This is a genomic window from Flavobacterium sp. SM15 (assembly GCF_022012335.1).
Taxonomy (GTDB): Bacteria; Bacteroidota; Bacteroidia; order Flavobacteriales; family Flavobacteriaceae; genus Flavobacterium.
Genome location: NZ_JAKLTO010000003.1, coordinates 228418 through 240916, shown reverse-complemented (window position 1 = coordinate 240916; position 12499 = coordinate 228418). Strand labels below are relative to the sequence as shown.

Sequence of the window (12499 nt, the reverse complement as noted above, 5' to 3'; positions counted from 1 at the left end):
TATATTATCTTTGCACCTCATTAAAGAAAAACTATCATGTTTGATAATTTAAGCGATAAACTCGACAAAGCCTTCCATATATTAAAAGGTCACGGAAAAATTACCGAAGTAAACGTTGCCGACACCTTAAAAGAAGTACGCCGCGCCTTATTGGATGCCGATGTTAACTTTAAAATTGCCAAAGACTTTACCACTCGTGTGAAAGAAAAAGCAATTGGGCAGGACGTATTAACTACGTTACAACCGGGACAATTAATGGTGAAAATCGTTAAAGACGAATTAACCGAATTGATGGGTGGAGATGTTGCAGGAGTAAACCTTTCCGGGAATCCATCGATTATTTTAATGTCTGGTTTGCAAGGCTCGGGTAAAACGACGTTTTCGGGTAAATTGGCAAATTTCCTTAAAACCAAAAAAGGAAAAAAACCGCTTTTGGTTGCCTGTGATATTTACCGTCCCGCAGCGATCAATCAGTTACATGTAGTTGGAGAACAAATCGGGGTTGAAGTTTATTCGGAACCAGAAAATAAAAATGCGGTTTCCATCGCTGAAAATGCTATTAAACATGCCAAAGCGAATGGATTCAATGTAGTTGTTGTCGATACAGCCGGTCGTTTGGCGGTAGATGAGGAGATGATGACGGAAATCGCAAACGTGCACAAAGCGATCCAACCACAGGAAACTTTGTTTGTAGTGGATTCCATGACGGGACAGGATGCTGTTAACACGGCAAAAGCGTTCAACGACAGATTGGATTTTGACGGAGTAGTTTTAACGAAATTAGACGGTGATACCCGAGGTGGAGCTGCAATTTCGATTAAATCCGTAGTAAATAAACCGATTAAATTCATCGGTACCGGTGAAAAGATGGAAGCAATTGACGTTTTCTATCCAAACCGTATGGCCGACCGAATTCTGGGAATGGGAGACGTTGTTTCCTTAGTAGAAAGAGCGCAGGAGCAATATGATGAAGAGGAAGCGCGTAAACTACAAAAGAAAATTGCCAAGAATGAATTCGGGTTCGACGATTTCTTAACGCAAATCCAACAGGTTAAGAAAATGGGTAACATGAAGGATTTGGTGGGAATGATTCCGGGGGCTGGAAAGGCATTGAAAGATGTTGAGATTGAAGACGATGCGTTTAAGCATATCGAGGCAATCATCCACTCGATGACCCCGGCTGAACGAAGTAAACCATCGATTTTAGATGCTAAACGTAAAACCAGAATCGCCAAAGGTTCCGGAACTAACATCCAGCAAGTGAATCAGTTGTTGAAGCAATTCGACCAAATGAGCAAGATGATGAAAATGATGCAGGGTGCAGGCGGAAAAAACCTGATGCGCATGATGGGCGGAATGAAAGGAATGAGACCATAAGTATAAAGACGCGACTGTTCGCGTCTTCTTTTTTTATAAAACAACACAAACAATAACAAAAGAATGCAACTACTAGACGGAAAAAAAGTATCGGAAGATATTAAGAATGAAATTGCTGCCGAAGTGCAACGTATGAAAGACAATGGTGAAAAAGTGCCTCATTTGGCTGCAATCATTGTTGGTAATGACGGAGCGAGTTTAACGTATGTCGGGAGTAAAGTAAAAGCTTGTGAGCGCGTTGGTTTTGAATCAACCCTTATTAAAATGCCAAGTACTACTTCCGAAACCGAATTGCTTAAAAAGATTAAGGAACTAAACGAAAATGATGACATCGACGGATTCATCGTTCAGTTGCCATTACCCGATCAGATTGATACGCAAGAGGTTTTAATGGCGATTTGTCCTAGTAAAGACGTAGACGGTTTCCATCCTGAAAATTTCGGAAAAATGGCTCTGGATATGAGTACTTTTATTCCGGCTACCCCATTTGGTATTTTAGAATTATTGGAGCGTTACAATGTTGAAACTAAAGGTAAGCATACGGTGGTTATTGGTCGTAGTCATATTGTGGGACGTCCGATGAGTATCTTAATGGGACGTAAAGGATTTCCTGGAAACTCAACTGTTACTTTAACGCACAGTCATACTAAAAACATAACGCAAATCACTTCTCAGGCAGATATTATCATTACTGCTTTAGGAGTTCCGAATTACTTAAAAGCGGAAATGGTTAAAGACGATGTGGTAATTATCGACGTAGGAATCACGCGCGTTGCGGATGAGACAAATCCTAAAGGTTATGTAATTACCGGAGATGTTGATTTCGATAATGTGTCAAAGAAAGCATCACACATTACTCCGGTTCCTGGTGGTGTTGGGCCAATGACTATTGCGATGTTGTTAAAAAATACCTTACTTGCCAGAGAAAACAGAAAAGCTAAAAAATAAATGAAAATCATTCAAGCAAATAAATCTCAGTTAAGCATTGTAAAGGATTTGGCTTATAAAATCTGGCCGGATGCCTATGGGGCAATTCTTTCAGAAACACAGCTGGATTATATGCTTGAGAATTTTTATGCTATTTCTTCTTTAGAACAGCAAATGGAAAGCGGCCATGTTTTTTTGTTGGCTGAAGAATCCGGCATCTTTTTAGGTTTTGCTTCCTACGAACTGAACTGTAAAGATTCGGGAAAAACAAAGCTTCATAAAATTTACGTTTTACCGCAAACTCAGGGAAAAGGAGTCGGGAAGCAACTTTTTGAACAGGTTGTTCAAGCGGCCAAAAAAGCAGGGAACTCACATCTTTTTTTAAATGTAAACCGTTATAACATTGCCCAAGAGTTTTATAAACATTTAGGTTTTGAAATTGTTCATGAGGAAGATATCGATATCGGTCAGGGGTATCTGATGGAAGATTATGTAATGGAAAAAAAACTATAAAAGAAAAGCCTGAATTAACTTCAGGCTTTTCTTTTATTATTCTCCTAAATAGATAAACACATTGGTTATCAGATGTTTGGGTGTAATGTTTAAAGGTACTCCTGATCCGCCTGATGGAACTGTAACAGAGTGGGAGTGGCTTCCATTATCAGCAGAGGGATACAAGTTTGCGGGAACACTTTCGTTTGCCCCAACATTCTCACTTATTAAGGGAACAAGAGGAAGAACATTCGTAGCCAAACCTAAAGTTTTTGCGGCATTATAAGAATCGCTGTAGGTGTGGGTGTGGCTTCCTCCAACACTTGTTGTAGTGCTATAGGTAACATTTGGTAAGTTTGCTTGAGTTAAAGTTACCGAGTTGTTTCCAGCAACGGAAAGTATAGTTTCTGTTCCATTATTGGTCTTGATAAGACGGTCTGAACTATCCGGAAGGTTAGCGCCTATTCCTATTGCAGCGGCATTGTTTTTTGCAATTGTGGGAAGACTAGTAATTGCTCTTCCGTTAAGTAAAAACCAACCGCTATGGTCAGAGGGTTCAAGTGAATGTTTGATATCGCCTAGAGCCAAAGTGTTAGGTCCCATGTAATTCCATTTAGAACCGTCATTGTAATAAACTCCCGGATATACAGAAGTGGTACCTGTAGTTGTAGATTCATAAGTGTTATAGGTTGTCATCCCTTCAACATGTTGAGTCAAGGGTGTTGAGTCATCTGTTGCATTCAACGGTAAACGCGTTAATAGGAAACCTTTATCGGTACTGTAGATTTCTAAGCTGGAATTTTCATCGGGATTGATGGTTCCGACTCCTACATTTTGGCCTATTGCATTAAGACAAAACATTAGGCATAGGGTTATTATACTGTTTTTCATAGCAAATAATATTTTGTTGTGTTTTTCTTTGATAAGGTGTTTTTATTTGCCTAAGTAAACAAAGGTGTTGGTTACTAAGTGAGATGTTTTGTTTAGAGGAGCTGATGTCCCTCCGGTACTAATTGTTGCAGTATGAGAGTGGTTTCCATTTGCAGATGAGGTTGATGTTGTTGTAGATACGGAATCAGAGCCTACATCATTGTTGAGAATATTTAAAACAAGACCACTTAAAATACCAAGAAGTCCGGTAACTAAATTTAAATTCTCGGGAACGCTATGGTATTTGTCTTCATAATCATGGGTATGGGATCCGGCAGTGTTGGCCGTTCCGTTAAAGGTTACATTGGGTAAATTGCTTTGTGTGAGTTGTATAGCACTTGTTCCGCCATTTGCCATTAGGGTTTCTGAAGAGGATTTTCCTTTTAGAAAACGATCTGTCGCATCAGGAAGCGTTGTGCCAAACCCAATTGAAGAGGCGTTAGTCTGTGCTTTGACTGGAAGGGTAGATGTATTTCTTCCATTGAGCAGATACCAGCCGTTATGATCCGTAGTAACAATGCTGTGTTTTATATCACCAATCGCTGTTGTTAAAGGCTCTAATCGTATCCATTGAGTACCATTGTTGTAATAAAATCCTGGAACAACGATTTTCTCGTTTGTACCTGAAGTGCTAGTGTTATATACAATCATTCCCGCAACATGATTTGTTAGTGGTAGAGGTGAAATAGTTTCTGTAAGGGCTACCCGTGTAATAAGTACTCCTTTTTTAAAACTGCTTACTTCCAAAACAGAATTTATATCTGGTGTATTAGTTCCGATTCCAACCTGAGCATAAAAGTTAAAGGAAAAGAACAATAAAAGTATAAGAGTAGTTTTTTGTGCCATAATAGATTCTTTTAATTAATTTCCTAAGTATATAAAAATGTTTGTGGCAACATAATTGGGAGTTATGTCAATAGGGATGGCAGTTCCTCCTGAATTAAAGCTAACGGTGTGGGTGTGACTTCCGCTTGGGTTCGAAGTTTTTGTCGGGGCAATATTAGTCTCTTTTGCTACGGCTTGAGTCACAAAAAGGGTTAGAGCAGTTGTAGAAAGCAGACCAATGTTTTCCATCCCAATAAAGCTATCCATGTTGTGATTATGGATGCCAGAGGTGTTTGTTGTTCCGGTGAAATTGATATTGGGAAGATTTGCCTGACTAAGCGTTATAGAGTTATTTCCTCCTTGTAAACCTAAAGTTTCACTTGCAGACTTTCCTCTAAGGAAAAGATTACTTCCATCAGGTAAATTACTTGCAAAACCTAAAGCAGAAGCTCTTGGTTGAACTGTTGCAGGGAGTGAGCTTATAGTGCGTCCATTTAACAGATACCATCCGTTGTGATCCGCAATAGCAAAACTGTTTTTTAATTCTCCTATTTTTACCGTGTTCGGATTTAATCGTACCCAACGTTGTCCGTCATTGTAATACAGACCGGGGAAAACAGTGTTTAAATTGGTTCCATTATATGCAGTGTTGTATACAATCATACCGGAGACATGGGCAGTTAAAGGAGTAGACAGGGAGAGGTCTTCAAGCTTAACCCTTGGGAGCAAAATACCTTTGTCGGAGCTTAATACTTCGAGCATAGCATCATTGTCTGGTGAAGATGTGCCAATACCCACTTGGGCATTCAGGCTACAATAAAACAGTAAGAGTAGAAGTTTACGCATAAATTAAGGGTTTTATATTCATAATAAAGAACGACTTTTGTATGCTGGGAAACTGGCTGTTTTTATAGTGTTTTCAATCAACCATGATGAGGCAGAAAGAGTGTTTTTTAACTTTTAGAAATGACTTTTTTATTCTGAATTTCAAAATAGCTCTGGAAGCTCTATCTGCTGTGCTTTGCAAACTTTCTTAAATTGTCTGTTATTTTCTTTAGAACTTTGTTAGCCCTGAACATTCATTTTCTATCATGTTATAAAGTTCCATTTTAAAAACAAAACTTAATAACGAACCTCAATGTTTTTTGTCATTTGGTGTTTTGAAATTGCTGAAAATCAAAAACCGGATAGGCATTATTTGAGTTTGGAGTCTGTGAAATTTCTAGAAAAAAAACTGACAGATAACCTATGGATAAAAGAACGTGAAAAAATTTTCTTACTTAAATTTAAACCAAAAAGGATGAAATGGTTTTAAAAATGAAATTCCTTTTTAAAGGCCAGTATTTACAGGCTTTTTTGTGGTTTAGCCATTTTAATTTTTAATTTAGCCAACACTAAAACTATTTTGTACTATAGAAAAAATATCATTGATTAATAAAAAACAATCATTGTTATTAATAAATAAATAGTTTCCTTAATCAATATTTATACTGATTGTTAAAATTTTATGATTGATTTTAGAAAAACAACTTTTTCCTTTTTAAAAAAAAAGACCATCGGATAAAAAAAATCGACAAAAGGTAAAGCAAACAAACGTTCCTTTTTTGAGATGATTGCAGCTTATAAGAGTTTAAAAGCAAGAAGTGATGTTTTTTTAATGGAAAAGAACTCATTCCCCCGTACGAACCTTAAATTCCAAACTTCGAATTTGAAGGTATTGAGAACTGTTGGTCCCAAAAATGCTTTTTATGTATTGTTTTATTTTTTTTGCTTTTTGAACTAGACCTGTTTCTGAATTGTACAAGATCTGATTTCGAATTTGCAATGCATTGCTGTACAGAGTATAACTGTGAATCAGATTAAGGTTTTGCATTTGCAGGTTGCTCAATTTCTGTTCCAGTGAAGTAATTTTTAATTCCTGTTCGTTCGGATTGTAAATTGGGTTTTGCTTGAGAATTTCAATTAAAGTGGAAAAATGCTCAATTTTTTGGTCATAGGATTGCTGAGAAGTAGATGTTTTTCCTTCGTTTATGCTGGTTAAGGAACTTTTCAAAACCACTCCCTGTATTTTTTTGTTTATGGCCTTTGCCTCTTCAAGAGTTGATTTGTTTACTCCTGAAACCGCAAAAGCATTGATAATTTTAGTGCAAAAGGGTTTTAAGTCTTCGAAGGCATTTCTGCGGTTGTGGGTATGGGTGTCAAAGTTTGACTTCTGAGCATATACTTCGTTTAGTTTTTCGAAAGCATTTTGATATAAAATAAGAAGATGCGGAATTTTTAACCTCTCATTCGACGGATTGTAAGTAGTTTGCAGATTCTGGCAAAACGAGATCAGCCTTAAAAAATTTGCAACATTTTTAGCATGACCTGTTTCAGTGCTGGATTTCCTCCACTGATCGATACTATTGTTGAATTCAGAAGCTGAAGACATTTTTGTAGGTGTTTTATTAGTTTCTCAAAATTATTAAAATATATAAATATTAAGAAACTTCTGCCCTTTTTTTTATTGAGGTAAAAAAAGATCTTATTGTTTGAACCTACGCCTGTTATCATTTTTTTTGACCTCCGTAGGTTTGAATTTTTTGCTGATTTCGCTTTTTTGAGAGCCAACTTTTGGCAAACTTGCCTCTTCCGTTTTACTTGAAGGCTCAATTAGTTTGTTAAGCTCCTTTATTTCGCTATCGGTTAAATCGCGGTAGCGTCCCACAGGAACATCCAGTGAAATATTGATGATGCGGATGCGTTTTAAAGCCGTAACCTCATAACCTAAGTATTCGCACATACGACGAATTTGTCGGTTTAACCCTTGAGTTAGAATGATTCGGAATACAAACTTGCTGATTTGTTCTACTTTGCATTTTTTGGTCACGGTGTCTAAAATCGGCACACCGTTGCCCATACGCTGAATGAATCGTTCGGTAATTGGTTTGTTTACAGTAACGATGTATTCCTTCTCGTGATTGTTTCTGGCGCGAAGTATTTTGTTTACGATGTCGCCATCGTCGGTCATGAAAATTAGTCCTTCACTGGCTTTATCCAAACGTCCGATAGGGAAAATTCTTTTGGGATAATTGATGTAATCAACTATGTTGTTGCGCACGTTTTGGTTGGTGGTACATTCAATACCAACAGGTTTGTGGAAGGCAAGATAAATTGGTTTGGAAGTTTTCTCACGAATCAGTTTTCCGTCTACGCGGATTTCATCTTGCAAAGAAACTTTAGTGCCCAGCTCGGGAATCTTTCCGTTTATGGTAATGCGGCCTTCTTCCAGAAGCTTGTCGGCCTCACGTCTGGAGCAGTAACCGGTTTCGGAAAGGAATTTGTTAATTCGGGTTTTATTTTCTTCCATAGCTGCAAAAGTAAGACATATTTGAATATTATTAAGTATTTACAATGCTTAGAACGACTTTTTTATATCTTTGAATCTTAATTTGTTACCGATTTGAAAAGCATACGTTATTTGTTCCTGGTACTTGGTTTTCAGCTTTTTGCCCAAAGCGGAAAGGGAGAACTTCGTTTAGCACCAAATTCCGATGTGCATGAATTGTATGTTTGTTTTAGTGATGAATTTCGTTTTGAATCCGGTGATTATAAGGAAGAATTAGTTAAAAAGCTGCCGCAATTTGAAACCCTTTCGAACAGATATGCTCTTGATTTTGAAAAAGGAATTGCAATTCCTGATGACCAGCTGAAGTTCCTTTCCAAAGAAGCAGTGCGTCTTTCTGGAAGTGATGTTTCGGTTCGAAAATTAAAAAATATACTTAGGGTTAAAGTAGACGCTCCAACCAACGAAAAGCTCTTGGAGATAGCCAAACTTTTAGAAGCTTATCCCGAAGTGGTTTATTGCTCGTTAATGTCTTTGCAGCCCATTGCCCCACCGAGTGATATTCCTCCAACTACTGATGATTATTTACCCAATCAGTCTTATTTGGCACCAGATCCGGGTGTAAATATGGAATCAGCCTGGGCCTTGGGTCTTAAAGGAAGCGGAATCCGGGTACGGGATGTAGAGTACGGTTTCAATTCCCAACACGAAGATTTGAACCAAGTAAATGTGTTTATTGCTCCGGGGATGACCATTAATTCTTCAGCTTCAGCTTCTTATACAGAACACGGAACTCCTGTTTTTGGCATAGTTATGGCAGATGACGGTGGATATGGGATTTCTGGGATGGCCAACCAAGCCCGTGAAATGGTGTTGTTTCCCGAATGGCAGCAAACGGGTTATAATAGAATTAATGCAATAGTTAAAGCGATTTCTAATTCTCGTGCCGGAGATGTTATTTTGTTTGAAATGCAAGCTTACGGGCAAGGAGGCAGTTTGGTTCCTGCTGAATTTGATGCGGTGGTCTGGGATTTGACCAAAGCGGCTACCGATGCTGGAATTATAATTGTTGAGGCTGGCGCTAACGGAGGTCAAAATTTAGATTCGGCATATTATGCTTCTTATATGAATCGGGGGAATTCAGGGGCTATACTTGTTGGAGGGGGTCGGTCGAATTTAACACACGATCGAATTTCTTACAGTAATTACGGCTTACGATTTGATGTTCAGGGATGGGCAGAAAATGTTTTTGCGTGCGGTTATGGTAATGTTGTTCAGGTAGGTGGGGATTTTAATCAAGGATACACCAATTTTAACGGAACCAGTGCTGCTACACCAATGGTTGCAAGTTGTGTTATAGTTTTACAATCGTATTATTTTAGTTTGACCGGGGTGTATATGACTCCTGTTGAGATGCGCAGATTATTAAACACAACGGGAATTCCACAAGGAACTTCGGTGGTTGGTAATATTGGTCCACTGCCAAATATGAAAGCTGCTATTGATGAAATAAATACCCATTTATCGCTTCAGCAGCCTGAGCTTCTGATTACCACTCTTTATCCGAATCCTGCACATCAGGAGTTCACCATTACACTCTCGGAAGCTTTTTCTGAGAATACTTTTCTGGAACTTTACGATGCATTGGGAAGAAAAGTAATCGGGAAGCAGTTATACGAAAAGCAAAGTACTGTTGCTCTTGGGAATTTACCCGACGGGATGTATTTTGTTAAGGTTGTTTGCGGAAACAAAAGCGCTACTAAGAAGCTGTTAATTCATTAAATGGTTATTCTTCAAAAAGAAAACTCGAAATTCTTTGGTAAAGCAATTCGTCGTGTAGGCTGTGCCCAAGTCCTTTGGTTTGAATAAATTCTGCAGATTTCCAGGCTTCGGCAATTTTTTTACCTTCATCGAAAGAAACTACATCGTCGTCAATATCATGGGCAATCAATCCTTTTAAGTTAAAGGTGGAGGCGAATTTTTTTCCGGAAAAATCGGAAGGATGTATCTCGAATCGTTCTACAAATCGTTGTTTTAAAAGTTCAAAAGCTTTCTCGTTCAAACTGATGGTCTTCTTGTAGTTGTTCAGGAGGATTTCAAATTCACTTGGAGCTCCTAAAATAACCATTTTTTGTAAATAAGGGTTGTTGTATTTGTACTGATAATACAAACAGGTTGCTCCGCCCATAGAATGACCAATGATGTATTGCGGTTGAAATTTCTGAATGAGCGCATCCACATGTTTGGCATATTGAGGGATGTTGAACTCAATTCCGCTGGAGAGTCCTTGTCCGGGGCCGTCCAGAGCAATAATGGTGCTTTTTGATTTTCGCAATTCTTTGATGAATTGTTCCCAGCGCGAAGCATTGCTTTCCCAGCCATGTACCAGTAATACTTTGTTTTGGTTGCCTTTCCAGGTATAAGTCTGGATGGTGTGATTCTCTAAGATAATGGTTTCTTTTTCGGCTTCTTTTAATATTTCAGGGATGGAATTGGGATTGAGTTTTCCTTCACGGGGCTCAGAAAAAAACTTGTAAGCGATTTGGGCTGCTTTTTTAGGCATGACAAGACTCATCAGATTAACATACAATCCAATGGATTTTGTGAAAACAAAGTAAATGGTCTTGTTAAATAGTTCCATAAAAAAAGCCTCCGTTTGGAGGCTTTAAGTTACTTATATTTTTGCAAATAATTGGTGCATTTTTTCTTTTTCTTCGTCTGCTAACACATTGTCTACCAGGATTCTTCCGCTGTGTTCATCGGTTAAGATTTTTTTGCGGGAAGCGATTTCCATTTGTGTTTGCGGAGGGATGGTAAAGAACGATCCAGCAGAAGCTCCACGCTCGATAGATACTACAGCTAAGCCGTTTCTAACACTAGAGCGGATTCTGTCGTAAGCTGTAAGTAAACGTGCTTCAATTAAACCACGAAACTCTTCAGATTTTCCTATCAAGAAGTTTTCTTCCTTTTCGGTTTCAGCCATGATGTCGCTTAATTCCGATTTTTTGTGTTTTAAATGCGTTTGTTTAGCCTCTAATTTGTCTTTGGTTTCACCAAAAACCACTTTTTTGTGTTCGATAGAAGCTTTCATTTCTTTGATGTGCTTCTCAGCCAATTGAATTTCCAATTCCTGAAACTCAACTTCTTTGGTTAAAGCGTTGAATTCACGGTTGTTGCGAACTTCTTTTTGTTGAGTTGCATATTTTTTGATAGACTCTTTGTGTCCTTCAATTGCATTCTTTTTGTCTTTGATTTGCTCCTCAATGGTTTCCAAATCACTTTTTAATTTCTCTAAACGAGTGCTTAAACCGGCAACTTCATCCTCTAAATCTTCCACTTCAAGAGGTAATTCCCCTCTTACGTTTCTGATTTCGTCAATTCGAGAATCGATTAATTGTAAGTCATAAAGAGCTCTTAACTTTTCTTCTACACTTAGTTCTTTAACGTTTGCCATATTTTAAAAGTACTTAACTGGATTTGTATTTTCTTCCGATAAAATGATTGCAAAATTACTAATTTTTTTCGTAAGATAACCAACTATATAATTTTTTGTAAATCTTTCACTCTCATAATGACCGATATCGGCTAAAAGGAGTTGGTCTTCGGCTTCGTAAAACTGATGGTATTTCAAATCGGCAGTTAGAAATGCATCGGCTTGTGCATTGATGGCGTTTTTAATGGCAAAACTTCCGGAACCGCCTAAAACAGCTACTTTTTTAATAGTTTTGTTTAAGAATTGACTATGACGAATGCCTCCGGTTTCCATCTTTTCTTTGACCATTTCAAGAAAATCCGATTCGCTTATTGGTACTTGAAGTTCACCGATCATTCCCAATCCGATATTCTGATGCGCGTTTTGTAAATCGTAAATTTCATAGGCTACTTCTTCATAAACATGGTTGGAAAACAAGGCTTTCAGGATTTTACTTTGCAGGTGTTTTTCGAAAGTAACTTCAATTTTGATCTCTTCGGCCTCCACAAACTCGAAACGCTCCCCAATTTCCGGATTGCTGTTTTCGTCGCCCATGTAGGTTCCGATCCCTTTGGAGTTGAAGCTGCAGTCGTCATAATTGCCTATTTTTCCGGCTCCAGCATCGAATAGGGCGTTGCGAACCTGTTCTACATTTTCCGGAATGGTATAAGTAACCAGTTTTTGAATGAAATTTTGCTTCGGAACCAATATTTTGGTGTTAATCAGCCCTAAAGCATCACAGAAAATTTTGTTTACTCCTTGCTGATGATTGTCTAGGGCAGTGTGAACGGCATATATTGCAATATCGTTTTTAATAGCTTTAATCACAGTGCGTTCCACATAATTCTTTCCGGTGATTTTCTTCAGCCCTGAAAATAAAATAGGATGGAAACAAACCACAAGATTGCAATTTTTGGAAACGGCTTCGTCGATCACTGATTCCAAGGCGTCGTGGCAAACCAAAACTCCGGTTGCCTCAGTATTTGTGTCTCCTACCAAAAGGCCTACATTGTCAAAATCTTCGGCGTAGGCCAGTGGTGCCATTTCTTCTAAAACGGAAAGGATTTCTTTAATTTTCATCATTTAAGTATAAAGGTTCGGTAGTTTGAAAGTTTAAAATTGTTGTTTTTTTAATCTTTCAATTTTTCAAT

The 12499-nt window shown here is 38.1% G+C and carries 12 protein-coding genes; 4 read left to right on the top strand and 8 right to left on the bottom strand.

Annotated features, from left to right (window positions below; all coding sequences use genetic code 11):
* Positions 1-36: 36 nt before the first annotated feature.
* The 3 genes from ffh (at position 37) to LZZ90_RS06725 (ending at position 2817) form a co-directional block, all read left to right on the top strand.
* A complete protein-coding gene (ffh, locus tag LZZ90_RS06735) occupies positions 37-1377 on the top strand; it encodes a signal recognition particle protein (RefSeq protein ID WP_237789924.1) in 1341 nt (446 codons plus the stop codon).
* Positions 1378-1440: 63 nt separating this feature from the next.
* A complete protein-coding gene (locus tag LZZ90_RS06730) occupies positions 1441-2325 on the top strand; it encodes a bifunctional 5,10-methylenetetrahydrofolate dehydrogenase/5,10-methenyltetrahydrofolate cyclohydrolase (RefSeq protein ID WP_237789923.1) in 885 nt (294 codons plus the stop codon).
* Positions 2326-2817 carry a GNAT family N-acetyltransferase gene (locus LZZ90_RS06725; RefSeq protein ID WP_237789922.1) on the top strand — a complete coding sequence of 164 codons (492 nt, stop codon included), beginning with the start codon at positions 2326-2328 and terminating at the stop codon, positions 2815-2817.
* 36 nt (positions 2818-2853) lie between these two features.
* On the opposite strand, the gene LZZ90_RS06720 is transcribed toward LZZ90_RS06725, so the two are convergent.
* From LZZ90_RS06720 to rluF, 5 genes are all read right to left on the bottom strand, one after another.
* Entirely contained in the window at positions 2854-3687 is an 834-nt protein-coding gene (locus LZZ90_RS06720) for a hypothetical protein (protein ID WP_237789921.1), read from the bottom strand.
* Positions 3688-3729: 42 nt separating this feature from the next.
* Positions 3730-4572 carry a hypothetical protein gene (locus LZZ90_RS06715; protein WP_237789920.1) on the bottom strand — a complete coding sequence of 281 codons (843 nt, stop codon included), beginning with the start codon at positions 4570-4572 and terminating at the stop codon, positions 3730-3732.
* A 15-nt stretch (positions 4573-4587) separates the two neighbouring features.
* On the bottom strand, positions 4588-5397 hold the full coding sequence (locus LZZ90_RS06710) for a hypothetical protein (RefSeq protein WP_237789919.1): 810 nt from the start codon (positions 5395-5397) through the stop codon (positions 4588-4590).
* A gap of 823 nt (positions 5398-6220) precedes the next feature.
* Positions 6221-6982 (bottom strand): hypothetical protein, encoded by a 762-nt coding sequence (locus LZZ90_RS06705; RefSeq protein WP_237789918.1) that lies wholly within the window; start codon positions 6980-6982, stop codon positions 6221-6223.
* Positions 6983-7075: 93 nt separating this feature from the next.
* The gene (rluF, locus tag LZZ90_RS06700; RefSeq protein WP_237789917.1) at positions 7076-7900 is read right to left on the bottom strand and encodes a 23S rRNA pseudouridine(2604) synthase RluF; all 825 of its coding nucleotides are present in this window, start codon (positions 7898-7900) and stop codon (positions 7076-7078) included.
* A gap of 93 nt (positions 7901-7993) precedes the next feature.
* On the opposite strand from rluF, the gene LZZ90_RS06695 reads away from it, so the two are divergent.
* Positions 7994-9658 (top strand): S8/S53 family peptidase, encoded by a 1665-nt coding sequence (locus tag LZZ90_RS06695; protein ID WP_237789916.1) that lies wholly within the window; start codon positions 7994-7996, stop codon positions 9656-9658.
* A 4-nt stretch (positions 9659-9662) separates the two neighbouring features.
* Here the strand turns inward: LZZ90_RS06695 and LZZ90_RS06690 are convergent, their stop codons facing one another.
* The 3 genes from LZZ90_RS06690 to LZZ90_RS06680 are packed head-to-tail and all read right to left on the bottom strand — an operon-like array spanning position 9663 to position 12428.
* On the bottom strand, positions 9663-10517 hold the full coding sequence (locus LZZ90_RS06690) for an alpha/beta hydrolase (protein ID WP_237789915.1): 855 nt from the start codon (positions 10515-10517) through the stop codon (positions 9663-9665).
* 33 nt (positions 10518-10550) lie between these two features.
* The gene (locus LZZ90_RS06685; protein WP_237789914.1) at positions 10551-11330 is read right to left on the bottom strand and encodes a zinc ribbon domain-containing protein; all 780 of its coding nucleotides are present in this window, start codon (positions 11328-11330) and stop codon (positions 10551-10553) included.
* 3 nt (positions 11331-11333) lie between these two features.
* Positions 11334-12428 (bottom strand): Nif3-like dinuclear metal center hexameric protein, encoded by a 1095-nt coding sequence (locus LZZ90_RS06680; protein WP_237790126.1) that lies wholly within the window; start codon positions 12426-12428, stop codon positions 11334-11336.
* Positions 12429-12499 lie beyond the last annotated feature (71 nt).